The organism is Microbacterium sp. PRC9, assembly GCF_031844125.1.
GTDB lineage: Bacteria > Actinomycetota > Actinomycetes > Actinomycetales > Microbacteriaceae > Microbacterium.
Genome location: NZ_JAUZUR010000003.1, coordinates 361,772 through 385,542 on the forward strand (window position 1 = coordinate 361,772; position 23,771 = coordinate 385,542).

Sequence of the window (23,771 nt, forward strand, 5' to 3'; positions counted from 1 at the left end):
GCCACTCATGAGTGCCCCCTTCGTCCCGCTCGAGCCGAGCCGCGCCGTCCTCGGAGACGAGGTGTACGCGCGCCTGGGCGAGGCGATCCTCGACGGGCGGCTCGCCCCCGGCGCGCGGCTGCGCGACCAGGAGCTGGCGGAATGGCTCGGCGTCTCCCGCACTCCGGTGCGCGAGGCGCTGCAGCGACTGGAGCGGGCCGGCCTGGTGGAGGTGTCGCCCCACCGCTACACGCGGGTGTCGCACCCCAACCAGCAGAGCGACACGGTCGAGCTCGTCGCGTTCAACATGGGTCTCGCGGTGCGCATGGCGTCGCGGCGGGCGGATTCCGACGCGCTGGAGCTCGCGCTGGAGCGGCTCGACGACGTGATCGCGGCGTCCCGCGCCGACGACCCCGACGCTCTCGCCGCGGCCAGCCACGCGTTCTTCTCCGTCGTCACCCGCGCGAGCGGCAACTTCGCGCTCCTGCAGTTCGTCCGCGAGTACGAGTTCGCCATCCGGCGCGACATGGTGGGCTGGCGGCCGTTCATCGAATGCCCCATCGGCCGCACCGCCGCCTACGAGGAGTTCCGCGGCGCGTTCGCCTCCCGCGAGGCCGACCGCGCCGAATCCCTGCTCCGCAGCATCCACGGCCTGAACTGACACCCGCCCTTCCTCGGTGACGGATGCCGCGGCTACCGTGAAGCGCGTGAACCACATCGATCTGCGACCCCTGGACGATGACGACCTCGACGCCGTCTTCGAGATGATGCGCGACCGTGAGGCGATCACGATGGCCGCATTCACCGCGGAGGATCCGGACGACCGCGCGGCCTTCGACGCGTGGATCGAACGGCAGCGTGCGATGGCCGACGTCCTCTCCTTCGTGGTCACGGAGAACGGCGGATTCGCCGGGACCGCGGCATCCTTCACCGTCGACAGCGACCGCGAGGTCACCTACTGGATCGCTCGTCACGCGTGGGGGCGGGGCGTCGCCACCGCGGCGGTGCGCCACCTCATCTCGCGCGAGCCCATCCGGCCGCTGTTCGCCCGCGTTGCCGCCCACAATGCCGCCTCCATCGCCGTGCTCACGAAGGTCGGCTTCACCGAGGTGTCGCGCAACGTCGACTTCGCCCCGGGCGTCGGCCGCGAGATCGAAGAGATCGTCTTCGCACTCCCGCCCGCCCTCGACGGCGCGTAGCCTTCGGGCGGCGCGGGCACAAAAGAAGAGGACCCCCTCTCGGGAGTCCTCTTCTGCGCTGTGCGCGAGGGGGGAGTTGAACCCCCACGCCCTTTCGGGCACTGGCACCTGAAGCCAGCGCGTCTGCCTATTCCGCCACTCGCGCGAGCCGCGGCATCCGGAGATCCCGCGAAACTCAACTTCCCGAGGATATCATGCGTCGCGGCCCCTTCCGAACTCTCCTGTCCGGGGGGGGCACGATCCATGACGGGTACAGCGTGTGCAATTAGCATGTAGCAACCGGCACCCCCCTCTAGAGGAGCTCCGTGGGACTACTTGACAGCTTCGAGAAAGGTCTGGAGCGCGCAGTCAACAGCGCGTTCGCCAAGACCTTCCGCAGCGGCATTCAGCCTGTCGAGATCGCATCGGCCCTGCGCAGCGAACTCGACAAGAAGGCGGCGGTCGTGAGCCGCGACCGCATCCTCGCGCCGAACACGTTCACGGTGCGCCTGTCGCCCGCCGACGACGATCGCATCTCGGCGCTCGGCGACGCGCTCCTGCACGAGCTCGACACGCTCGTCCATGCGCACGCGAAGGCGCAGGGGTACTCGTTCGCAGGTCCGGTGACGATCGCGATCCGCCGCGACGAGGAGCTGGCGACCGGCACCCTTCGCGTCGAGTCGTCGACGGCGCAGGGCGGCCGCGTCTCGTGGCGCGGCGTCGTGGACGTCGAAGGCCGTCGCATCCCCCTGACGAAGTCGCGCACGGTCATCGGCCGTGGCAGCGACGCCGACATCACCGTCGCCGACTCCGGCACCAGCCGCAAGCACGTCGAGATCCTGTGGGACGGCGAGCGCGCCATGGTGCGCGACCTGGGCTCGACCAACGGCACGATGCTCGACGGCCGCAAGGTGACCGAGGCGGCGCTCCCGCCCGACTCGACCGTGCGCATCGGCCGTACCGACATCGTGTTCCGCGTCGTCGCACAGGCGAGCGCGCCGCGGCCCGCAGCATCCGTCGACGATGCCACGCGGGCGTTCGACGCGCACGAGAGGGGCCCGCTGGCATGAGCGAGCTCACCCTGCTGCTGCTGCGCATCGGGTTCCTGGTGCTGCTGTGGGCGTTCGTCTTCGCCGTCGTCTACTCGCTGCGCGCCGACCTGTTCGGCGTGAAGGTGAGGCGGATGCCGGATGCTGCGGCCGCCGCAGCCGCCCCGCCCGTGGCGTCGGCTGCCGCCGCGTCATCCGTGACCGGACCCGTCGCTCCGGCGGCGCCCGCTCCGGTCGCCAAGCCCGGCGGACCCGCCACGACCGCCACCGCGTCGCGCATCGTCATCACGAGCGGACCCAAGACCGGGCTCGAGCTCCCGCTGGGCAACGAGCCGCTCACGATCGGCCGCTCGAGCGAGTCGGGACTCGTCGTCCGCGACGACTACACGTCGAGCCACCACGCACGCCTGGTGCTGTGGGGCGACCAGTGGATGATCCAGGATCTCGACTCGACGAACGGCACGTGGCACGACGGTGCCCGCGTGACGGCCCCGGTCCCCGTGAACCTCGGCGCCCCGATCAAGGTCGGCGCGACGACGTTCGAGCTGCGGAAGTAGCGGGCGGACCCCTCGCACATGGTCTTCCAGGGCTCGAGCGCCGCGATCTCGCACACCGGCAAGGTGCGCTCCAACAACCAGGACTCCGGGTACTCCGGCTCCAACCTGTTCGTCGTGGCCGACGGCATGGGCGGTCACGCGGGCGGCGACGTCGCGTCGAGCCTCGCGATCTCGCGCCTGGAGGGGCTCGACCGCCCGTTCGACTCGACCGCCGAGGCGGAGCGGGCGCTGCGCGACGCGATCTCGGACGCCGCGGTCGACCTCGTCGACACCGTAGGCGTCCGGCCGGAGCTCGCCGGCATGGGCACCACGGTCAGCGCGCTGATCATGGTGGACGACTACGCCGTGATCGCCCACATCGGCGACTCGCGCATCTACCTGTACCGCGATGGCGCCCTCACGCAGATCACCACCGACCACACCTTCGTGCAGCGCCTCGTCGACTCGGGCCGCATCACGCCCGAAGAGGCGCGGTACCACCCGCGCCGCTCGGTGCTCATGCGCGTGCTCGGCGACATGGACACCGATCCCGAGCTCGACACGTTCATCATGCCGACGCAGCCCGGCGACCGCTGGCTGCTGTGCTCGGACGGCCTGTCGGGCGTGGTCGACGACCCTCACACGTCCAAAGCGCTCGGGCTGGGTCTGGCCCCGGGCCGCACGGCCGACAACCTGCTGAAGCAGGCCCTCGACGGCGGCGCCCCCGACAACGTCACGATCGTCATCGTCGACGTCGGCGGGCAGCATCCGCTCTTCTCGGGAACGCCCACCATCGTCGGCTCCGCGTCGAACCCGGTCGGCGTCGAGGTGCCCGCGGCGGCGCCCCGGCGTTCGAGCTGGCTGCACCCGAACCGCCAGGCGGCGAACGAGCCGACCCACTTCGAACCGGCCCCGGAGTTCCTCGAAGAGCTCATCGAGGAGGACCGGCGACGGGCACGCCGCCGCCGGGTCGGCTGGATCGCCGGCGTGGCACTCGTGCTCGTGATCATCGCGGGAGCCGCCTGGATCGGCTACCAGTGGACGCAGACCCGGTATTACGTCGGCGCCGACGAGGACACCGTCGTCATCTACCAGGGCGTGCAGCAGGGCATCGGGCCGATCTCGCTGTCGACCCCGTACGAAGACACCGAGATCCCTCTCGATTCGCTCTCGGACTTCGCCCGTGCGACGGTGGAACAGACCATCTCGGCGAACTCCCTGTCGCACGCGCGGCAGATCGTGTCGGGAATCAGCGACCTGGCGGGAGGCGGCGGATGAGCGCTTCCACGGGCACGCCGACCGACGCCGTCTCGACCGACACGGCCGTGGTGCGGGCGCTGCGCCGCATCCGGGTTCCGCAGACGCAGCGCAACCGCGAGCTGGCGCTGCTGATCTTCGCGTTCGCGATCAACGGCTCGGCGATCGCGCTCGTGCAGCTCGGCTCCGAGGGCGTGATCGACTGGACGTTCCTCGTCTACTGCGGCGGTCTCACCGCCCTGGTCATCGCGCTGCACATCCTGCTGCGCCTGCGCGCCCGCGCCGCCGATCCGTTCGTGGTGCCGATCGCGACGCTTCTGACCGGGCTCGGTCTCGCGATGATCTACCGGCTCGACCTGTACGGGGACCGCCACGGGTGGGACGCGTTCTCGACGCGGCAGCTCGCGTGGGCGGCGATCGCGCTGGTCGCGGCGATCCTCGTGGTGATGTTCCTCAAGAACTACCGCGTGCTGTTCCGGTACACGTACATCTTCGGGTTCGTCGGCATCGTGCTGCTGATCCTGCCCGTGATCCCTGGCCTCAGCGGCGGCGGCAACGCCGACGTGTGGGTCGACCTCGGCTTCTTCACGTTCCAGCCGGGCGAGCTCGCGAAGATCGCGCTCGGCATCTTCTTCGCGGGCTATCTCGTCCGCACGCGCGAGAGCCTGACCTCGACGGGCACCCGCTTCCTCGGCATGACCTGGCCGCGAGCCCGCGAGCTCGGGCCGCTGCTCGTGATCTGGCTCGTGTCGCTCGGCATCATCGTGCTGCAGCGCGACCTCGGAACCGGTGTGCTCATCTTCGGCATGTTCGTCGCGATGCTCTACGTCGCCACGGGCAAGACCAGCTGGGTGCTCATCGGCGTCGTGCTCGCGGTGTCGGGCGCATTCCTCGCGTCGCGGATCCTGCCGTACGTCGGCGCACGGTTCAACAACTGGCTCGACGCGTTCAACCCGGAGCTGATGGACAACTCGAGCTACCAGCTCGTCAACGGCATCTTCGGCATGGCGAACGGCGGACTGCTCGGCACCGGCCTCGGCCAGGGGCGGCCGTACCTCACGCCGGTCGCGGAGAGCGACTACATCCTCCCGGCGCTCGGCGAGGAGCTCGGGCTCATCGGCGTCTTCGCGATCCTGTGCCTGTACATGGTGTTCACGAGCCGCGGGATCCGCATCGGCCTCGCCGGTCAGGACGACTTCGGCAAGCTCCTCGCGACCGGCCTGTCGTTCACGATCGCGCTGCAGGTCTTCATCATGGTCGGCGGCGTCACGCGCCTCATCCCGCTCACCGGCCTGACGACACCGTTCCTCGCGGCCGGCGGTTCGTCGCTGGTGGCGAACTGGATCATCGTCGCCCTGCTGCTGCGCATCTCGGATGCCGTCCGCAGCCGGCCGAGGGTGGTGATCGGCTGACATGACGAAGGAACTCAGGCGGCTCAGCATCCTGATGCTGATCATGTTCCTCGCGCTGTTCGGGTCGACGAGCTGGATCCAGGTGATCCAGACCGACGAGCTCGCCGCGAACCCCGCGAACCGCCGCGCGCTCTACGACTCGTACGAGGTGCAGCGCGGATCGATCATCGCGAGCGGTTCGGCCATCGCGTCGTCGGTGCCGTCCGGCGATCTCTACAGCTGGCAGCGCGTGTACACGGATGCCGACATGTGGGCGCCCGTCACGGGCTACATCAACCCCGCCCTGAACTCGGCGACCGGCATCGAGCAGGCCATGAACCAGGAGCTCAGCGGCACGGCGGGATCGCAGTTCCTGTCGCGCGTGGAGCGCATCTTCACCGGGCAGCCGCCGCGCGGCTCGAACGTCGTGCTGTCGCTCGACGCCGACGTGCAGCGCGCGGCCTACGAGGCGCTGGGCGACCTGCAGGGCGGCGTCATCGCGATCGAGCCGGCGACGGGCCGCATCCTGGCGTTGGTGACCAGCCCCAGCTACGACACGAACGTGCTGGCCTCGCACGCCACCGGCGAGGTGAACGCCGCGTACGACGCGCTGGTCGCCGACCCGGGCAAGCCGCTGTCGAACCGTGCGATCGCCGGCGACCTCAACCCGCCGGGCTCGACGTTCAAGCTCGTCGTCGCCTCCGCGGCGCTCACGTCCGGCGACTACACGCCCGAGTCGACGCTCCCGAACCCCGCGACGTACCAGCTGCCGCAGTCGTCCAGCGTGGTGCACAACGCGAGCGGCGGGACGTGCGGCGGCGGCGACACCGTCACCCTCGCCGACGCGCTGCGGCTGAGCTGCAACATCCCGTTCGCGGAGCTCGCCGTCGAGCTCGGCGACACCGCGATCCGCGAAGAGGCCGAGAAATACGGCTTCAACCTGTCGTTCGAGCTGCCGCTCATCTCGACGCCGTCGGGCTACCCGCGCACGATCCAGGACGACGCGCAGACCGCGCTGAGCGGCTTCGGCCAGGGTCAGGTGACGGCGACGCCGCTGCAGATGGCGATGGTGTCGGCCGGCATCGCGAACGGCGGGATCGTGATGAACCCGCGCATGGTGGATCGTGTGATCGGCCCGGATCTGTCCGTTCAGAAGACCTTCGACGACAGTGAATTCGGGCGTGCCCTCGACACGGGACTGGCAGACGAGCTGGTGGCGATGATGGTCGCCAATGTCAGTGACGGTGCTGCGTCGGGTGCAAGAATAGACGGGGTCGACGTGGCCGGAAAGACGGGTACCGCGGAGAACACGGGCGATGAGCCGTACACGCTCTGGTTCACCGGGTTCGCACCCGCCGACAACCCCGAGGTCGCCGTCGCCGTGGTCGTCGAGGACGGCGGCAGGCAAGGACAATCGGGCAGCGGCAACACCATCGCCGCTCCTATCGCGAAGAAGGTCATGGAGGCGGTGCTGGGACGATGAGACCGACGCAGGGCGTGACCTTCGGCGGCCGTTACGAACTCGATTCGCGCATAGCGATCGGCGGCATGGGCGAGGTGTGGGAGGCGACAGACCACGTCATCGGACGAACTGTCGCCATCAAGATCCTCAAAGACGAGTACATGGGCGATCCGGGCTTCCTGGAGCGCTTCCGTGCCGAAGCCCGCCACGCGGCGCTCGTCAACCACGAGGGCATCGCCAGCGTGTTCGACTACGGCGAGGAGAACGGCAGCGCGTTCCTCGTGATGGAGCTCGTCCCCGGCGAGGCGCTGTCGACGATCCTCGAGCGCGACGACTCCCTGTCGACCGACAAGACGCTCGACATCGTCGCGCAGACGTCCGCTGCTCTGCAGGCCGCGCACGCGGCGGGCCTCGTGCACCGCGACATCAAGCCCGGGAACCTCCTCATCACGCCCGACGGGCGCGTGAAGATCACCGACTTCGGCATCGCGCGCATCGCCGACCAGGTGCCGCTGACCGCCACCGGCCAGGTCATGGGCACGGTCCAGTACCTGTCGCCGGAGCAGGCTTCGGGGCACCCGGCATCCCCGGCCACCGATATCTACTCGCTCGGCATCGTCGCGTACGAGTGCCTCGCGGGCAAGCGCCCGTTCACGGGCGAGTCGCAGGTCGCGATCGCGATGGCGCAGATCAACGAGCAGCCGCCTGCGCTGCCCGCGACGGTCGCCGTTCCGGTGCAGAACCTCGTCATGGCGATGATCGCCAAGAAGCCCGAAGAGCGCCCCGCGTCGGCTGCCGCCGTCGCGCGCGCCGCCACGGCGCTGCGCCGAGGCGATGTCGCCGCCGCGGCGGCGGCCGTTCCGGCGATCGCGGGTGTCGCGGCGGGCAGCGACGCGGCGACGCAGCTGCTGGCCTCCGGCTCCGACACGTCCGCGGCGACCCGCCTCATGCCCGCTCCGGGCGATGAGCCCACCGAAGAGACGACCGAGAAGAAGAAGCGCAGCCCCTGGACGTGGCCGCTGATCGCGCTCATCGCGCTGCTGCTGCTCGTGCTGATCGGAACGATCTGGGCCGTGGTCGCGAACTCGGGCAACGAACCCGAGCCGGACCCGACGAAGACGTCGGCGTCGCCGTCCGCGACGCCGACCAACACACCGACGCCGACACCGACCACGGCGAACGTCGTCGCGGACGACTACGTCGGGCAGGACTGCGCCACCGCGTCTGCTGCGCTCGACACGCTCGGCCTCGGGGCGAGCTGCCAGGAGGGCAACGCCGCGCCCGACGAGGGCAGCGTGGGCAAGATCTACAGCGTCTCGCCGACGGGCAACGTGCCGAAGGGCACGATCATCGAGCTGACGGCGTACGCCGGGCAGACCCCGATGCCGGCACCTTCCACCCCGACGTTCCAGGGATCGCCGGCGACGGTCGAGCCCGGCGGCACCCTGACGGTGATGTGGGACGGCTACACCTGCCCGTCCGGCACCGGCTCGGTGAGCTCGTACACCTTCGCGGTGCAGAACGGCACCATCGCCAACGGCCCGAACTTCCCGCAGAACGCACGCAACGCGACGGTGACCGCGGGCGACACGGCCGGTCAGACCGTGATCGTCACGTACACCGTCACCTGCAGCGGCGGCACCGCGGGCAACCGCACGTCGGGCGCGTCCGGCGAGGCGACCGTGCTGATCGAGGCCGCAGCCCCGATCCCGACGCCCACGCCGTGAGCTTGGCTGAGTGAGTCCTCAAAGCGGGTCGTGCGGCACGTGCGACCCGCTTTGGCTCGGCTAGTGTGGCTGATGTTCCAGGCAGGGAGTGACCGTGACAGCTGAGCCGCGCGTGCTTTCGGGGCGCTATCGCATCGATGAGCCGATCGGCCGGGGCGGCATGGCGAGCGTCTATCGCGGCTACGACCTCACGCTCGGCCGCGAGGTCGCGATCAAGATCCTCGACCGCGAGCTCGCCGACGACAACGCGTTCCGCACGCGGTTCCGCCTCGAGGCGCAGGCTGCCTCGCGCATGGCCCATCCGACGATCGTGCGCGTCTACGACGCCGGCGAGGACTCTCTCACGGCTCCCGACGGCACGGTGCGTCCGGTGCCCTTCATCGTCATGGAGCTCGTCAAGGGCCGGCTCCTCAAGGAGATCATCGCCGCGGGCCCGGTCCCGGTGACGGATGCCGTCCGCTACGTCGACGGAATCCTCGAGGCCCTCGAGTACTCGCACCGCGCGGGTGTGGTGCATCGCGACATCAAGCCGGGCAACGTCATGGTCACCGACGCCGGCCAGGTGAAGGTGATGGACTTCGGCATCGCGCGCGCGGTGTCGGACTCGTCGTCGACCGTCGCCGAGACGACCCAGATCCTCGGCACCGCCGCCTACTTCTCGCCCGAGCAGGCCAAAGGGGAGCCGGTCGACGCCCGCGCCGACGTCTATTCGACGGGCGTCGTGCTGTACGAGCTCCTCACCGGGCGCCAGCCGTTCCGCGGCGAGTCGCCCGTCGCGGTGGCCTACCAGCATGTCAGCGAGGCGCCGCTGCCGCCGTCCGAGGTCAACGACACCGTGCCCCGGGCTCTGGACACCGTCGCTCTGCGCGCTCTCGCGAAGGACCCGTTCCAGCGCTACCAGGACGCCGCAGGCTTCCGCGAGGCGCTCGACGCGACAGTCGACGGCCGGCAGCCCTCCAAGCGCCAGGTGGGCGCACTCACGAGCGAGCTGTACGGGCCCAACCCGCGGCAGGCTGCCGAGACCGCGCGGTCGCTGCGCCAGCTCAGCACAGACACCACGATGAAGCGCACGCAGGCCGGTCCGCCGGTGGCGTGGATCTGGGCGGGCGTGGCCCTGCTCGCGGTGCTGCTCATCTCCCTGCTGTTCTGGGTGCTCACGATCCAGCCGCGCGACGACCTCCCGGGCAACGTGCGCGAGGTGCCGGACGTGTCGGGGATGACCTACGAGCGCGCGAACGACACCCTCGCCGAATCGGACCTCCGCGCGATCCGCGTGGACGAGGAGAGCACCGACGTCGCGGCGGGCAACGTCATCCGCACCGATCCCGAGGCGGGGACGTCGGTCGCACCCGATCAGCAGGTGAAGGTCTACGTGTCGACCGGGCAGCAGATGTCGACGGTTCCGACACTCACCGGCCTCGGACAGGAGGCTGCGACCTCGGCCATCACCGGCGCCGGGCTGCAGCTGGGCACCGTCACGCAGCAGAATGACAAGGATCTCGCTGCAGGCACGGTGATCTCGAGCACCCCCGTCGACGGGGCGAGCGTGCCCACCGGCACGATGGTCAACCTCGTCGTCGCCTCGGGCCGCGTGGCCATCAACGACGTGCGCGGCTACACCGTCGATGCCGCGACGCGTGAGCTCGAGAACCTCGGCCTCACGGTGATCCCGGCGGAAGACCCGAACTGCGCGGGCTCCACCCCGCCGACCGTGTCGTCGCAGTCGCTCACGCCGGGCGACGTCCCGGTCCACTCCGAGATCACGCTGACCTACTGCACGGGCGCCTGACCCGGAGGGCAGACGGCCCGAGGGCTCAGCGCCTCGGGCTCAGCGCAGCGCCGCGGGACGCGGCACCCGTGTATCCGATCGATGCGAGCCAGTTGCCGAGCAGGCGGTAGCCGCCCTCCGTCAGCACGCTCTCGGGATGGAACTGCACCCCGAGGATCGGCGCGGTCCGGTGGGCGACGCCCATGATCACGCCGCTCGCCGTGCGACTCGTGACGACGAGGTCATCGGGGAGCGTCTCGGGCACGATCGCGAGGGAGTGGTAGCGCGTGGCGGTGAACGGGTCGGGCAGCCCTGTGTACAGGAGCGAGCCGTCATGGTGCACGAGCGAGGTCATGCCGTGCATGAGCTCGGGCGCGTGATCGACGGTGGCTCCGTACGCCTCGCCGATCGCCTGGTGACCGAGACAGACACCGAGGAGAGGGATGCCGCCGGCCGCCGCCGCGCGGACCACTTCGATCGATGCGCCAGCGTCGGCGGGCGTGCCGGGTCCAGGGGAGACGAGGACGCCGGGCCGCCCCGCGACGTCGCGCGACGGATCGGCGAGGGCGTCCGCCTCGACGAGCTCGGTGCCGGCGCCGAGTTCGTGAAGGTACCCGATCAGGGTGTGGACGAAGCTGTCGTGGTTGTCGACGACGAGGATCGGCGCCGACGAGGAGGAGCGGTCGGTCACGACAGCGGCGTCGGAGTCGACGCCGCGGGCAGGGTGACGGTGACCTCCTGCGGGTTCACGAACTGACTGACCCAGGGGAAGGCGTAGAAGAGGAGGCCGTACAGCACCGCGGCGATCAGCACGAGCAGGATGAGGACCCGCACCCACCACGGGCCGGGGAGGATCCGCCACAGACCCGCGTACATCAGGCCACCGCCTGGAGGGAGGCGGGCTCCTCGCCCGACGCTGTGCGGGGGGTGAACGACTCGAACACGCCGTACGCCACGATGCGCTCGGTCATCGCGTACATCGGGCTGCAGCTGGTCAGCGTGATGTAGGCCGTGCCCGCGGGGACGTCCATCTGCTGGGGGACCGGAAGGAGCACCTCGACCTCGTTCGGCGTGACGTACTGGAGTGTGCGGAAGCGGTACGTGTACCACCCCGCCTGCGTCTCGACGACGATCGCGTCGCCGACGTGCAGATCGGCGATGCGGTTGAAGGGCTTGCCCCACGTGGTGCGGTGCGCGGCGAGCGCGAAGTTGCCCGCTTCGCCCGGCATCTTGGTGCCGGGGTAGTGGCCGATGCCGATGGGATCGAGGGTACGGGCCCGCGTGACGCCGCCGGCCATCGGGACGGCGTAGTCCGCGCCGAACCGGGGGATCCGCATGATCGCGAACGTCTGGCCGTCGGCGGGTTCGGCCAGCACGGGCGGAGGGGCGGTGACGGGCACCACCTCGGGGTCGGTGCCGGCGTCGGTCGGGGCGGGGGCCGCCTCGGGGTTCTGATCCTCGTACTGCGCCTGCCACTCCTGCGACAACTCCGTGCCCTCGGCGTTGCGCTCGGCGCCGTAGATGAGGTCGCCCACCCAGAGCTGCCACACGACGTAGAGGAGCACGACGACGCCGGCAGTGATGAGCACCTCGCCGATGACGCCGACGACGGAGGTGCGCCGACGCGGAGTTCGAGTCCCGCGGGCAGCTCGCCTCGGGCCGGGCAACGCGTCATCCACAGGTGGATTCTAATCAGGGCGGGCTGTGGCGTGGCTGGCAGTTAGACTCTTCTGCATGGCACGACCCGGCAAAGACGACGACTCGCTCGTCGAGCGCGCAGAAGGCGAAGCCGCACCCAACCCGGTGTGGTTCAAGCCGATCATGATCGGACTGATGCTCATCGGTCTGGTGTGGATCCTCGTCTTCTACCTGAGCGGCATGGCGTTCCCGATCCCCGACATCGGGGCATGGAACCTCGTGATCGGCTTCGGCATCGCCTTCATCGGCTTCCTGATGACGACGCGCTGGCGGTAAGCGACACTTCGACAGAGAAACCCCGGTCTATGACGACCGGGGTTTTTCCATGCCCGGATGCTGCAGATCGGGCCGATCCGCAGTTGTTAACAAGTCTGTTAACACCTGTGAATTACACGGGTGTGATTCTCCCCAGGGTGTGGATGAGCCTGTGGATAACTCTGTTCAGAGGATCACGAGGGCCGGGAAGAAGACCGGCACGAACAGCAGCGCCACGAGTCCCGCGCCGACCGCGACGAGAAGCCCGATCTGCAGCCCGCGCTGGCGGAGGGCACGCGTGCGCGTGTAGATGAATGCGACGAGCAGGCCGACGAGCAGGCCGCCGACGTGCGCCTGCCACGACACGTTGAATCCGGGAATGAACCCGATCACGAGGTTGATTCCGAGCACGAGGGCGATGCCGGCGATGTTCGCGCCGATGTGCCGCCCGATCACGAGGAGCGCCCCGAAGAGGCCGAAGATGGCACCGGATGCCCCGACCACGGGCGTCGTGAACGACAGCAGCGTCACGGCGACGGAGCCGCCGAGCGCGCTTAGGAGGTAGAGCGTGAGGAAGCGCCAGCGGCCGAGGAGCGGCTCGAGACTGCGACCGATCATCCACAGGGCGAGCATGTTGAGTCCCACATGCCAGATGCCCGAATGCACCAGAGCGACGGTGAGCAGACGCCAGGGCTGTGAGGTGCCCCGGAACTCGGGGTAGAGCAGCGGCGCCCAGTAGTACAGCGCGTCCTGGATGGCGCCGCCGACGCCGGGGATGAGCGTGAGGAGGTAGACGAAGGCCGTGATCCCGATGATCGAGTAGGTCACGACGGGCCGGCCCGACGACGCCGACACCGCGCGTGGGCGCGACCAGCGCCGCTCGGCCTTCTTCTGCGCCGGCGACTGCGCCTTCTGCTGGTCGCGGAGGCACTCCGGGCAGATGACCCCGACGGCGGCCTGCGTCTGGCATTCCGGGCAGATCGTGCGCAGGCACCGCTGGCACAGCACGAAGCTCTGCCGGTCGGGATGCCGGTAGCAGAAGTTGTCGCGGTTGCGCTGGAAGTCCTGCGTGCTCACGTGGGCCCCGTCTCTGTCTCGCCTGGGCTCAGGGATGCGGATGGCCCGGGGCGGCGGTCGCCGCCCCGGGCCCGATGACGCTCGCGCTCAGACCGCGGCGATGTCGATCGACTCGATGACGACGGGCTCGACCGGGCGGTCGCCCGCCGCCGTCGGCACCTCGGCGATCGTGTCGACGACGGCCTTCGACGCGTCGTCGACGACCTCGCCGAAGATCGTGTGCTTGCCCTGCAGCCACTCCGGGCCGCGGCCGCCCTGGCCGGGGACGGTGATGAAGAACTGTGAGCCGTTGGTGCCCTCGGGCTGGCCGGTGATCGCGTTGCGGCGCAGGCCCGCGTTCGCCATGGCGAGCTTGTAGGGAGCGGTGAAGGTGAGCTCGCCGCTGATCTCGTCGTTGAAGTTGTAGCCCGGGCCGCCCACGCCCTGACCGAGCGGGTCGCCGCCCTGGATCATGAAGCCCGAGATGATGCGGTGGAAGATGACGTCCTTGTACAGCGGGCCTTCGCCCGGCTTGCCGGTCGCCGGGTGCGTCCACGCCTGCGAACCGTCGGACAGGCCGATGAAGTTCTGCACGGTGCGAGGAGCCTGGTCGCCGAACAGGTTGACGACGATGTCGCCGTAGTTGGTGTGGATCGTTGCGACAGCTGTGTGAAGCGGCATGTCTACATTGTCTCAGAGTTCCCTGCAACCCCTCCCGTCTCACCGGTGGTCTGGCAAGATGAAGAGACCGACATCCCCACAACAGGGAGGGCAAACCGTGAGCCTCAGCCGCAAGCGCAAGAAGGAACTCGAGAAGCTGCAGAAGCAGGCCGGAAACCTCTGGGAGGCCCAGCAGGTTCTGGTCGGGGAGGCCGCGACCGTCGCCCGCGAGGCGAGCCGTCAGCTCGGTCACTACGGCCGCGAGCAGGTCAAGCCGCAGGTGCAGGCCGGCTACGACAAGTACGCCGCCCCCTATGTCGACAAGGGCAAGAAGGTCGTCAACAAGACCGTCATCCCCGCGGCGGGCGCCGTCGTCGGCTCTGCGCTGTCGGTGTGGGACGCCGCCAACGAGCAGCGCTCGCGCCTGGCGGACGGCCGCGGCATCAGCCTTCCGTCCTCGTGGGCCAAGGCGGCACCCGTTCCGGCGAAGAAGGGCATCGGCGCCGGCGGCGTGATCGCCATCATCCTCGGCGTCGCCGCCGCGGTCGGCGTGCTCTACGCCGCGTGGCAGACGCTGCGCGCCGACGACGAGCTCTGGGTCGCGGACGACCCGCTGCGCGCACCGGATGCCTGAGCCCACCACGGGTGAGGCTCTGACAGGCGTCGATCGCGTTCGCGCGGCGGCGGCCGAGCGTGGGCTCGAGGTCGAGATCCGGGAGCGTCCGGCGGCGAACAGCCTGCCGGAGGCTGCCGCGATCCTCGGCATCCCGCCTTCGGGCATCGTGAAGACGCTCGTCGTCAAGCGCAGCGACGACACCTACCTGTTCGCCCTCATCCCGGGCGACCGTGCGATCTCATGGCCCAAGCTGCGCGCCGTCGTCGGGGTGAACAAACTTCAGCTGCCGGATCCTGCGCGCGCCCTCGCGGCCACCGGCTACGAGCGGGGCACCATCGTGCCGCTCGGCAGCACGCACGACTGGCCTTTGTACGCCGACGCCGAGATCGTGGGGCAGCGCATCGCGATGGGGGCGGGCGCCCACGGCTACAGCATGTTCGTCGACGCCGACGCGCTCATCGCCGCCTACGGCGCGACGGTCGCCGACATTTCGCAGCCCATCGACTGACGGCATCCGTCGCCATCAGTGCGTCGACGGAAGTTCGATCCCCGCCATCTCGAGGGCGATGTCGACGAGCTTGACGCGCTGCAGCGCGCGGACCTCGGGGAGTGTGAACCAGTCGGCGCGATCGGTCGACCCGTCGGTCTCGTTGCGCAGGCGCCCGCCGGTGATGCGGGCACGGTAGACGATGCGCAGCGTGTGCAGCGGCAGGTCCGCGCCGGGCTTGAGACGGCGCCCCGGCGGGATCACGCGGGAATGGATGCCGAGGAGCCCGTCGATGTCGACGCGGTAGCCGGTCTCTTCCCTGACCTCGCGGCGCGCGGCGCTCTCGGGGTCCTCTCCGGCCTCGAGGCCGCCGCCGGGCATCGTCCACGCGGCGCGACGGCCCTCGTTCCAGTGCGCGAGCAGGACGCGGTCGTGATCATCCACGATCACCGCGTACGCCGCGACGCGCAGGTCCATGCTTCACCCTAACTGCGCGAGGCCCGGGGGAGAATGCAGAAGCCGGTCCCTCTCGGAACCGGCTTCGTGTCTGTGGAGCCTAGGAGATTCGAACTCCTGACATCCTGCTTGCAAAGCAGGCGCTCTACCAACTGAGCTAAGGCCCCGGGGCTTACGGTGGGGCTACCAGGACTTGAACCTGGGACCTCTTCATTATCAGTGAAGCGCTCTAACCGCCTGAGCTATAGCCCCGTTTGACTGCGGAACCTGCGCTCCGCAACCTCCAAGACTTTACCCGACGAATCCGGATTTCACGAATCGGGCTGGTTGACTGGGGTCGTGACAGAGATTTCCCATCCTGGTGAACCGCACGGGGTCCGGCTGGGGGAGCGCCTCAACTGGCTCCGCGCCGGTGTTCTCGGCGCGAACGACGGCATCGTCTCGGTCGCGGCGCTGGTCGTCGGCGTCGCGGGCGCGACGACCGACACTGCCGCGCTGTTCACCGCCGGCATCGCCGGCCTCGTCGGCGGTGCCATCTCGATGGCGCTCGGCGAGTACGTCTCGGTGAGCAGTCAGCGCGACTCCGAGCGGGCGCTGATCGCCAAAGAGCGCGGCGAACTCCGTGAGACGCCCGAAGAGGAGCTCGAGGAGCTCACCCAGCTCTACCGCGACCGCGGGCTGTCGGATGCGACGGCACGTCAGGTCGCCCACGAGCTCACCGCACACGACGCGCTGTCTGCCCACCTCGAGGTGGAGCTGCACATCGACCAGAACGACCTCGTGAACCCGTGGCACGCCGCGATCTCGTCGGCCATCTCGTTCACTCTCGGTGCGCTGCTGCCGTTCCTCGCGATCCTTCTGCCGCCCCCCGAGTGGCGCGTGCCGGTCACCTTCGTGGCGGTGCTCATCGCGCTGGCCGTCACAGGCACGGTCTCCGCGCACCTCGGCGGCGCTCCGAAGGGGAGGGCCGCGATCCGCCTCGTCATCGGCGGCGCGCTGGCCCTCGTCGCGACGTGGCTCATCGGCACGCTGCTCGGGACGACGGTGGTCTGACCCTCAGACGCAGAGCGCCGGCATCCGGGATCGAATCCACGGATGCCGGCGCTCGGGCGGTTGCGTCAGTTGGAGGTGAAGCCGACCAGCAGGCCGCCCGTCACCTTGACCGCGAGGTTGTAGATGCCCGCGATCACGGCGCCGAGCACCGTGACGACCACGAGGTTCAGGATCGCGACGACGGCCGAGAAGGCCAGGACCTGCGGGAAGCTCACGAACTGCGACAGCAGGATGCTGCCGTCGGAGAAGCTCGAGAAGAACTCGTCGGCCTTGGCGATCAGGCCGGTGGTCTGCACCACCAGGAAGACCATCACGAATGCCACCACCGTCACGACCGCGATGGCGATCGCGGCGAGGAAGGACAGCTTCACCGCGGACCAGAAGTCCACGTACACCAGACGCAGGCGAACCTGCTTGGCGCTGGTCTTGTGACTCGATTTCTTGGCGAGCTTGTCGGCTACCGTGCTCATGCGTCAGTGCTCTCTTCGGGGGTCTGGGGAGAGGCATCCGATTCGAGGGTGTCGTTCGACTGGGGGGTCTCGGGTGACGGTGCTGCTTCAGCCCCGTCGGTGGATGCGTCCTCGGATTCTTCTGCGAGGCCTCGTTCGCCGTTGCGCGCGATCGCGAGGATGCGATCGTCGTCGCCGGAGCGGGCGAACACGACACCCATCGTGTCTCTGCCCTTGGCGGGGACCTCGGCCACGGCAGAGCGTACCACCTTGCCGCTGGCAAGAACCACCAAGACCTCGTCGTCCTCGGAGACGATGAGTCCGCCCGCGAGATCGCCGCGATCCTCGCTCAGCTTGGCCACCTTGATGCCCAGTCCGCCGCGGTTCTGCATGCGGTACTGATCGACCGCGGTGCGCTTCGCGTACCCGCCTTCGGTCACGACGAAGACGTACCCGTCGTCGGCGGCGACGGACGCCGACAGCAGGCTGTCGCCCGCGCGGAAGTCCATTCCCTTCACACCGGACGTCGAGCGACCCATCGGGCGCAGCGCCGAATCGGTCGCCGAGAAGCGCAGCGACATGCCGTGGCGGCTGATGAGGAGGATGTCGTCGCCCTCGTCGACCAGCAGCGCGCTGACGACCTCGTCATCGGGGCCGGCCTCGGCCTCGTCGCCCTCCTCGGGCACCTGCCCACGGAGCTTGATCGCGATGATGCCGCCCTGGCGGTTGGTGTCGTACTCGGTCAGACGCGTCTTCTTGACGAGGCCGCTGCGGGTTGCGAGCACGAGGTAGGTCGCGACCGAGTAGTCGCGGATGTCGAGGATCTGGGCGATCTCTTCATCGGGCTGCAGCGCGAGAAGGTTCGCGACGTGCTGGCCCTTGGCATCGCGCCCGGCCTCCGGCACCTCGTACGCCTTCGAGCGGTACACGCGGCCCTTGTTCGTGAAGAACAGCAGCCAGTGATGCGTGGTGGTGACGAAGAAGTGCTCGACCACGTCGTCGGCGCGCAGCTGCGCACCCTTGACGCCCTTGCCGCCGCGGTGCTGCTGGCGGTAGTTGTCGCTGCGCGTGCGCTTGATGTAGCCGGCGCGCGTGACCGAGATGACCATCTCCTCTTCGGGGATCAGGTCCTCCATCGACATGTCGCCGTCGAATCCGTGGAGGATGTGCGTGCGGCGCTCGTCGCCGAACTTGTCGACGATCGCCGTGAGCTCTTCGCGGATGATGTCGCGCTGACGCTGCGGCGTGGCCAGGATCTCTCGGTAATCGGCGATCTGCAGTTCGAGCTCGGCGGCCTCGTCGATGATCTTCTGTCGCTCGAGGGCCGCGAGGCGGCGCAGCTGCAGCTGGAGGATCGCGTCGGCCTGCGCCTCGTCGACGTCGAGGAGCTTCTGCAGACCCTCGTTCGCCTCCTGCGCGTTGGGCGACCGCCGGATGAGCGCGATGACCTCATCGAGTGCGTCGAGCGCCTTCAGGTAGCCGCGCAGGATGTGCATGCGCTCTTCGGCCTTGCGCAGGCGGTAGCTGGTGCGGCGGACGATGACATCGATCTGGTGCTCGAGCCACAGCGTGACGAAACCATCGAGCGACAGCGTGCGCGGCACGTTGTCGACGATCGCGAGCATGTTGGCGCCGAAGTTCTCCTGCAGCTGGGTGTGCTTGTACAGGTTGTTCAGCACGACCTTGGCGACGGCATCCCGCTTCAGGACCACGACGAGACGCTGACCGGTGCGGTCCGAGGTCTCGTCGCGGATGTCGGCGATGCCCGTGATCTTGCCGTCGCGCGCAAGGTCGCCGATCTTGACCGCGAGGTTGTCGGGGTTCACCTGGTAGGGCAGTTCGGTGATGACGAGGCAGGTGCGGCCCTGGATCTCTTCGATCGAGACGACGGCGCGCATCGTGATCGAGCCGCGGCCGGTGCGGTAGGCCTCGCGGATGCCCTTGGTGCCGAGGATCTGCGCGCCGGTCGGGAAGTCCGGACCGGGGATGCGCTCCATCAGCGCCTCGAGCAGCTCCTCGCGCGATGCCTCCGGGTGCTCGAGCGCCCAGAGTGCGCCGGCGGACACCTCACGGAGGTTGTGCGGCGGGATGTTGGTCGCCATGCCGACCGCGATGCCGACGGAACCGTTGACGAGGAGGTTCGGGAAGCGCGCCGGCAGCACCGACGGCTCCTGGGTCTGACCGTCGTAGTTGTCGTGGAAGTCGACGGTCTCTTCCTCGATGTCGCGCACCATCTCGAGCGCGAGCTGAGCCATCTTGGTCTCGGTGTACCGCGGGGCGGCGGCGCCCATGTTGCCGGGCGAGCCGAAGTTGCCCTGCCCCTGCGCGAGCGGGTAGCGCAGCGACCACGGCTGCACGAGACGGACGAGGGCGTCGTAGATCGCGGTGTCACCGTGCGGGTGGTACTGACCCATGACCTCGCCGACGACGCGCGCGCATTTCGAGAACGACTTGTCGGGACGGAACCCGCCGTCGTACATGCCGTAGATCACGCGGCGGTGCACGGGCTTCAGGCCGTCGCGCACGTCGGGGAGCGCGCGGCCGATGATGACGGCCATCGCGTAATCCAGGTAGCTGCGCTGCATCTCGAGCTGCAGGTCCACCTGGTCGATCCGGCCGTGGTCGTGTTCGGCATTCACGTCGGGACGTTCGTCTTCTGCCATGTCTTCTGTCTCGTCTTCTTCGATTCTTCGTTGCGTTTCGAGATCGTCCTGCGGCGTTTCGACTCGCTCCGCTCGCTCAACGACCGGGGCAGCTCGCTGCGCTCGCCTGTGCTAGATGTCGAGGAAGCGGACGTCCTTGGCATTGCGCTGGATGAACGTGCGGCGCGACTCGACGTCCTCGCCCATCAGCACGGAGAAGATCTCGTCCGCGGCGGCCGCGTCGTCGATGGTCACCTGGCGGAGCGTGCGCGTGGAGTGGTCCATCGTGGTCTCCCACAGCTCCTTGGCGTTCATCTCGCCGAGACCCTTGTAACGCTGGATGCCCTCCTTGGGGATCCGCTTGCCGTTCGCGAGCCCGTCGGCGAGCAGCGCGTCGCGCTCCTTGTCGGAGTAGACGTACTCGTGCGCGGAGTTGGTCCACTTCAGGCGGTAGAGCGGCGGCATCGCGAGGTACACGAAGCCGGCCTCGATGAGCCCGCGCATGTAGCGGAACAGCATGGTGAGCAGCAGCGTGGTGATGTGCTGGCCGTCGACATCGGCATCCGCCATCAGCACGATCTTGTGATAGCGGGCCTTGTCGATGTCGAAGTCCTCGCCGATGCCCGTGCCGAAGGCCTGGATCATCGCTTGAACCTCGCGGTTGCCGAGCGCCTTGTCGAGGCGCGCGCGCTCGACGTTCAGGATCTTGCCGCGCAGCGCCAGGATCGCCTGCGTGTGCGGGTCGCGGCCCTGCACCGCGGAGCCGCCGGCCGAGTCGCCCTCGACGAGGAAGATCTCGCTGATCGAGGGGTCCTTGCTGGTGCAGTCCTTGAGCTTGTCGGGCATGGCCGCCGACTCGAAGACGCTCTTGCGGCGTGCGGTCTCGCGCGCCTTGCGGGCCGCCATGCGCGCGGTCGCGGCGTCGACGGCCTTCGTGATGACGCGCTTCGCCTGCACCGGGTTGCGGTCGAGCCAGTCGGCGAGCTGGTCGCCCACGACCTTCTGCACGAACGCCTTGGCCTCGGTGTTGCCGAGCTTGGTCTTGGTCTGTCCCTCGAACTGCGGCTCGGAGAGCTTGACCGAGATCACGGCGGTGAGACCCTCGCGGATGTCGTCGCCGGTGAGGTTGTCGTCCTTCTCCTTGAGGAGGTTCTTGTCGCGCGCGTACGTGTTGATGCGCGTGGTCAGCGCCGCACGGAAGCCTTCCTCGTGCGTGCCGCCCTCGTGCGTGTTGATGGTGTTCGCGAAGGTGAAGACGTTCTCGGTGTAGCTCGAGGTCCACTGCATCGCGAGTTCGAGCGAGATGTGGCGGACCGTGTCCTCCGACTCGATCTCGATGATCTCCTCGTTCACGACGTCGGCGTGACGCACCTTGTTGAGGTACTCGACGTAGTCGACGAGGCCCCGCTCGTAGTGGAAGTCGTCGAACGGCTGACGCTCCTCAGAGCCTCCGCCCTCGGCATCCGTGACGTAGGTCGAGGAGGGGCGCTCGTCGGACAGCGTGATGCGCAGGCCCTTGTTGAGGAACGCCGTCTGCTGGAACCGCGTGCGCAGCGTGTCGTAGTCGAAGTTCACCGACTCGAAGATGGTGTCGTCGGGCCAGAACTGGATGATCGTTCCGGTCTCTTCGGTCGGCTCGCCCTTCGCGAGCGGCGCCTGCGGCTGCCCGCCGTCGCGGTAGGACTGGCGCCAGACGTGCCCCTGGCGCTTCACCTCGACCTCGAGGCGCGTCGACAGCGCGTTCACCACCGACGAACCGACACCGTGGAGACCACCCGACACCGCATACCCGCCGCCGCCGAACTTTCCACCGGCGTGGAGCACGGTCAGAACGACCTCGACGGTCGACTTGCCCTCGGTGCGGTGGATGTCGACGGGGATGCCGCGGCCGTTGTCGACGCAGCGGATGCCGCCGTCGGGCAGGATCGTGACGTTGATCGTGTCGCAATAGCCGGCGAGGGCCTCATCGACGGAGTTGTCGACGATCTCGTACACGAGGTGGTGGAGGCCGCGCTCACCGGTCGAGCCGATGTACATGCCGGGGCGCTTGCGGACGGCCTCGAGGCCCTCGAGCACCTGGATGGCGTCTGCCCCGTAGTCGCCGGGAGTTCCGTTGGGAGCCGGAGCGGGCTTTTCGGGTTCCTCGGAAACGTTATCGGGGTTGTCAGACGTCATCTTCGCGAGGGCTCCAAATCCTTCGACACGGGCCCTGACAGTCTATCGGGTAACGGCCCGATCACAGCGCTCTACGCCCCTGTGAGGGGATGAAAATCGCCTGGATGCCTCCCGACGTGGCTTATCCGTAGGTATCGCGCGGACCGCGCCCTGGAATCGTTCTGGGACCCCATTTCCAGGAGGGGACGTCCGGCCCGATGAAGCGGACCGCGTTCACCCCGGCCTCGGGGTACCGGCGGACGATCTCCGAGAGGATCTGCGCGCGCATCAGCTGGAGCTGCTTGGCCCACGCCGTCGAGTCTGCCTGGATGGTGAGGGTGCCGTCCGAGAACGCGACCGGCCGGGTGTGCTTCGCGGTGTCCTCGCCGGCCACCTGATCCCACGCACGGACGACGTCCTCCCGCGCCAGCTGAGGATCCCATCCGGCCTCGCGGGTGAGGTCGGCGAGCACGTCGCCGACGCCGCGCGGGTCGCGCCCCGGGGCGAACGGGATGTTCTCGTCGTCCGCGGTGCGCCGGCGGCGCTTGCGGTACGACCGGGCCGAGGGCTCGAGGCCGCGCAGACGCAGGTACGTCGAGATCGTCTCCGGGACGGCCGTGCGATCGAGAGGGGCGGGCTTCTGGGGAGGGGTGGCCGCCGGCTCTTCGGGGCGTTCAGGCATCGGCCGCCTCCGACTCGACGGGACCCACGATGCGGCCGGCCTCGACACGCACCATCCGAGCGCGCAGCTCACCGGGCACATCGCCCTCGACCGCGGCGGTGACCACGACCTGCTCGTAGTCGGCGGCGAGGTGCGCCAGGCGTGCGCGGCGGTCGGTGTCGAGCTCGGCGAAGACGTCGTCGAGGATCAGCACCGGGTCTCCGAGGCGCGAATCCGCGCGCAGCAGCTCCGCCGACGCGAGCCGGAGCGAGAGGGCGACCGACCACGACTCGCCGTGCGATGCGTATCCCTTCACCGGAAGACCGCGGATCCGCAGCAGCAGGTCGTCACGGTGCGGCCCCACCAGTGTGAGCCCGCGCTCGAGCTCGGATGTGCGCTTCGCCGCGAGCGCCTGACGGAAGAGCCCTGCGATGCGGGTGGTCGAGGCATCCGTCCTCGCGGTCTCGGCGTCCGGGCCCGGCGCCGCACCGACGCCCGAATCCCCGTCTTCACCGGTGTCGGCGCCGGCGACCGAGAGCGCCCACTCGATCTCGGGGTTGTGGTCGGCCCCGGCGATGGCGGTGTAGGCGGCGGCGAGCGGGGTCGCCAGGTCGGTCGCGAGGGCGAGGCGCGCCGCGATGAGCTCGGTGCCGAGCGAGACGAGCTTCTCGTCCCAGACATCGAGGGTCGAAAGCGCGTCGCCGCGGATGCCGCGCGCCTTCGCCGACTTCAGCAGCGCGGTGCGCTGCTTGAGCACGCGGTCGTAGTCGGCCAACACCGCGGCCATGCGCGGAGTGCGCTGCACCAGGAGCTGGTCGGCGAAGCGGCGGCGCGCGGACGGATCGCCGCGCACGATCTGCAGATCCTCGGGGGCGAAGAGCACGACCTGCGCGTAGCGGGGAAGCTCCGCCGGCTTCACCGGAGCGCCGTTCACCCGCGCCTTGTTGGAACCCTGCCGGTTCACCTGCGCCTCGAGCTGCACGCGACGCTCGCCGTGGGCCAGTCGCGCGCGGATGATCGCGGCATCCGCCCCGTCACGCACCATGGGTGCGTCGTTCGATACCCGATGCGAGCCCAGAGTCGCGAAGAAGCCGATGGCCTCGGCGAGATTCGTCTTGCCCTGGCCGTTGCGGCCGACGAACACGTTCGGACCGGGCCCGAGCTCGACGTCGGCGGCCGCGTAGTTGCGGAAGTCGACGAGACTCAGGTGTTCCACGATCACCGGACAAGCCTAATG

The 23,771-nt window shown here is 69.1% G+C and carries 24 protein-coding genes and 3 tRNA genes; 13 read left to right on the forward strand and 14 right to left on the reverse strand.

The window, feature by feature from the left end:
- Positions 1 to 7 precede the first annotated feature (7 nt).
- Both Q9R33_RS08600 and Q9R33_RS08605 read left to right on the forward strand, forming a co-directional pair.
- Positions 8 to 640: a GntR family transcriptional regulator gene (locus tag Q9R33_RS08600; RefSeq protein ID WP_056365501.1), complete on the forward strand. Its 633-nt coding sequence runs from the start codon at positions 8 to 10 to the stop codon at positions 638 to 640.
- Positions 641 to 686: 46 nt separating this feature from the next.
- Positions 687 to 1,178 (forward strand): GNAT family N-acetyltransferase, encoded by a 492-nt coding sequence (locus tag Q9R33_RS08605; RefSeq protein ID WP_311293490.1) that lies wholly within the window; start codon positions 687 to 689, stop codon positions 1,176 to 1,178.
- Between the two features lie 61 nt (positions 1,179 to 1,239).
- On the opposite strand, the gene Q9R33_RS08610 is transcribed toward Q9R33_RS08605, so the two are convergent.
- Positions 1,240 to 1,323 (reverse strand) — tRNA-Leu (locus tag Q9R33_RS08610).
- A 160-nt stretch (positions 1,324 to 1,483) separates the two neighbouring features.
- Here Q9R33_RS08610 and Q9R33_RS08615 point away from each other — a divergent pair.
- The 7 genes from Q9R33_RS08615 (at position 1,484) to pknB (ending at position 10,368) form a co-directional block, all read left to right on the forward strand.
- Positions 1,484 to 2,227, forward strand: a complete 744-nt coding sequence (locus Q9R33_RS08615; protein WP_056365504.1) for a DUF3662 and FHA domain-containing protein — start codon at positions 1,484 to 1,486, stop codon at positions 2,225 to 2,227.
- Complete coding sequence (locus Q9R33_RS08620) at positions 2,224 to 2,763, forward strand: FHA domain-containing protein (protein WP_311293491.1); 540 nt, start codon at positions 2,224 to 2,226, stop codon at positions 2,761 to 2,763. Before Q9R33_RS08615 ends, Q9R33_RS08620 begins: the two co-directional genes overlap by 4 nt.
- Before the next feature lie 18 nt (positions 2,764 to 2,781).
- Positions 2,782 to 4,020, forward strand: coding sequence for a protein phosphatase 2C domain-containing protein (locus Q9R33_RS08625; RefSeq protein ID WP_310244256.1), 1,239 nt, complete (start codon positions 2,782 to 2,784; stop codon positions 4,018 to 4,020).
- Positions 4,017 to 5,411 carry an FtsW/RodA/SpoVE family cell cycle protein gene (locus tag Q9R33_RS08630; protein ID WP_056365512.1) on the forward strand — a complete coding sequence of 465 codons (1,395 nt, stop codon included), beginning with the start codon at positions 4,017 to 4,019 and terminating at the stop codon, positions 5,409 to 5,411. Before Q9R33_RS08625 ends, Q9R33_RS08630 begins: the two co-directional genes overlap by 4 nt.
- Before the next feature lies 1 nt (position 5,412).
- A complete protein-coding gene (locus Q9R33_RS08635) occupies positions 5,413 to 6,873 on the forward strand; it encodes a penicillin-binding transpeptidase domain-containing protein (RefSeq protein WP_311293492.1) in 1,461 nt (486 codons plus the stop codon).
- Positions 6,870 to 8,579, forward strand: a complete 1,710-nt coding sequence (locus Q9R33_RS08640) for a protein kinase domain-containing protein (protein ID WP_311293493.1) — start codon at positions 6,870 to 6,872, stop codon at positions 8,577 to 8,579. Before Q9R33_RS08635 ends, Q9R33_RS08640 begins: the two co-directional genes overlap by 4 nt.
- Positions 8,580 to 8,673: 94 nt before the next feature.
- Complete coding sequence (pknB, locus tag Q9R33_RS08645) at positions 8,674 to 10,368, forward strand: Stk1 family PASTA domain-containing Ser/Thr kinase (RefSeq protein ID WP_311293494.1); 1,695 nt, start codon at positions 8,674 to 8,676, stop codon at positions 10,366 to 10,368.
- 25 nt (positions 10,369 to 10,393) lie between these two features.
- Here the strand turns inward: pknB and Q9R33_RS08650 are convergent, their stop codons facing one another.
- The 3 genes from Q9R33_RS08650 to Q9R33_RS08660 are packed head-to-tail and all read right to left on the reverse strand — an operon-like array spanning position 10,394 to position 12,026.
- Complete coding sequence (locus Q9R33_RS08650) at positions 10,394 to 11,038, reverse strand: glutamine amidotransferase-related protein (protein WP_311293495.1); 645 nt, start codon at positions 11,036 to 11,038, stop codon at positions 10,394 to 10,396.
- Positions 11,035 to 11,223, reverse strand: coding sequence for a hypothetical protein (locus tag Q9R33_RS08655; protein WP_056365525.1), 189 nt, complete (start codon positions 11,221 to 11,223; stop codon positions 11,035 to 11,037). Before Q9R33_RS08655 ends, Q9R33_RS08650 begins: the two co-directional genes overlap by 4 nt.
- Positions 11,223 to 12,026 carry a class E sortase gene (locus Q9R33_RS08660; RefSeq protein ID WP_235560091.1) on the reverse strand — a complete coding sequence of 268 codons (804 nt, stop codon included), beginning with the start codon at positions 12,024 to 12,026 and terminating at the stop codon, positions 11,223 to 11,225. The genes Q9R33_RS08655 and Q9R33_RS08660 overlap by 1 nt, the downstream gene beginning before the upstream one ends.
- Positions 12,027 to 12,081: 55 nt before the next feature.
- Here Q9R33_RS08660 and Q9R33_RS08665 point away from each other — a divergent pair, with 55 nt between their 5' ends.
- Positions 12,082 to 12,321 carry a cell division protein CrgA gene (locus Q9R33_RS08665; RefSeq protein ID WP_045301992.1) on the forward strand — a complete coding sequence of 80 codons (240 nt, stop codon included), beginning with the start codon at positions 12,082 to 12,084 and terminating at the stop codon, positions 12,319 to 12,321.
- 165 nt (positions 12,322 to 12,486) lie between these two features.
- Here Q9R33_RS08665 and Q9R33_RS08670 read toward each other — a convergent pair whose 3' ends face one another.
- Both Q9R33_RS08670 and Q9R33_RS08675 read right to left on the reverse strand, forming a co-directional pair.
- On the reverse strand, positions 12,487 to 13,377 hold the full coding sequence (locus Q9R33_RS08670; protein ID WP_311293497.1) for a rhomboid family intramembrane serine protease: 891 nt from the start codon (positions 13,375 to 13,377) through the stop codon (positions 12,487 to 12,489).
- Positions 13,378 to 13,464: 87 nt separating this feature from the next.
- Complete coding sequence (locus tag Q9R33_RS08675; RefSeq protein ID WP_056365531.1) at positions 13,465 to 14,037, reverse strand: peptidylprolyl isomerase; 573 nt, start codon at positions 14,035 to 14,037, stop codon at positions 13,465 to 13,467.
- A gap of 97 nt (positions 14,038 to 14,134) precedes the next feature.
- Between Q9R33_RS08675 and Q9R33_RS08680 the strand changes: the two genes are divergently transcribed.
- Positions 14,135 to 14,650 (forward strand): hypothetical protein, encoded by a 516-nt coding sequence (locus tag Q9R33_RS08680; RefSeq protein ID WP_056365534.1) that lies wholly within the window; start codon positions 14,135 to 14,137, stop codon positions 14,648 to 14,650.
- Positions 14,643 to 15,140 (forward strand): aminoacyl-tRNA deacylase, encoded by a 498-nt coding sequence (locus tag Q9R33_RS08685; RefSeq protein ID WP_056365536.1) that lies wholly within the window; start codon positions 14,643 to 14,645, stop codon positions 15,138 to 15,140. The genes Q9R33_RS08680 and Q9R33_RS08685 overlap by 8 nt, the downstream gene beginning before the upstream one ends.
- Before the next feature lie 15 nt (positions 15,141 to 15,155).
- Here Q9R33_RS08685 and Q9R33_RS08690 read toward each other — a convergent pair whose 3' ends face one another.
- The 3 genes from Q9R33_RS08690 to Q9R33_RS08700 all read right to left on the reverse strand — a co-directional run bounded on the left by Q9R33_RS08690 (position 15,156) and on the right by Q9R33_RS08700 (position 15,827).
- Entirely contained in the window at positions 15,156 to 15,596 is a 441-nt protein-coding gene (locus tag Q9R33_RS08690; protein ID WP_311293498.1) for an NUDIX domain-containing protein, read from the reverse strand.
- 73 nt (positions 15,597 to 15,669) lie between these two features.
- Positions 15,670 to 15,742, reverse strand: a tRNA-Ala gene (locus tag Q9R33_RS08695).
- An 11-nt stretch (positions 15,743 to 15,753) separates the two neighbouring features.
- A tRNA-Ile gene (locus Q9R33_RS08700) sits at positions 15,754 to 15,827 on the reverse strand.
- Positions 15,828 to 15,914: 87 nt separating this feature from the next.
- Here Q9R33_RS08700 and Q9R33_RS08705 point away from each other — a divergent pair.
- On the forward strand, positions 15,915 to 16,628 hold the full coding sequence (locus Q9R33_RS08705) for a VIT family protein (RefSeq protein ID WP_311293499.1): 714 nt from the start codon (positions 15,915 to 15,917) through the stop codon (positions 16,626 to 16,628).
- 65 nt (positions 16,629 to 16,693) lie between these two features.
- On the opposite strand, the gene Q9R33_RS08710 is transcribed toward Q9R33_RS08705, so the two are convergent.
- From Q9R33_RS08710 to recF, 5 genes are all read right to left on the reverse strand, one after another.
- On the reverse strand, positions 16,694 to 17,098 hold the full coding sequence (locus tag Q9R33_RS08710; protein ID WP_045301979.1) for a DUF3566 domain-containing protein: 405 nt from the start codon (positions 17,096 to 17,098) through the stop codon (positions 16,694 to 16,696).
- Positions 17,095 to 19,740, reverse strand: coding sequence for a DNA gyrase subunit A (gene gyrA / locus Q9R33_RS08715; RefSeq protein ID WP_056365544.1), 2,646 nt, complete (start codon positions 19,738 to 19,740; stop codon positions 17,095 to 17,097). Before gyrA ends, Q9R33_RS08710 begins: the two co-directional genes overlap by 4 nt.
- A gap of 111 nt (positions 19,741 to 19,851) precedes the next feature.
- Positions 19,852 to 21,894 carry a DNA topoisomerase (ATP-hydrolyzing) subunit B gene (gyrB, locus tag Q9R33_RS08720; protein ID WP_056365547.1) on the reverse strand — a complete coding sequence of 681 codons (2,043 nt, stop codon included), beginning with the start codon at positions 21,892 to 21,894 and terminating at the stop codon, positions 19,852 to 19,854.
- Positions 21,895 to 22,015: 121 nt separating this feature from the next.
- On the reverse strand, positions 22,016 to 22,555 hold the full coding sequence (locus Q9R33_RS08725) for a DciA family protein (protein ID WP_310244239.1): 540 nt from the start codon (positions 22,553 to 22,555) through the stop codon (positions 22,016 to 22,018).
- On the reverse strand, positions 22,548 to 23,756 hold the full coding sequence (gene recF, locus Q9R33_RS08730) for a DNA replication/repair protein RecF (RefSeq protein WP_311293500.1): 1,209 nt from the start codon (positions 23,754 to 23,756) through the stop codon (positions 22,548 to 22,550). The genes Q9R33_RS08725 and recF overlap by 8 nt, the downstream gene beginning before the upstream one ends.
- Positions 23,757 to 23,771 lie beyond the last annotated feature (15 nt).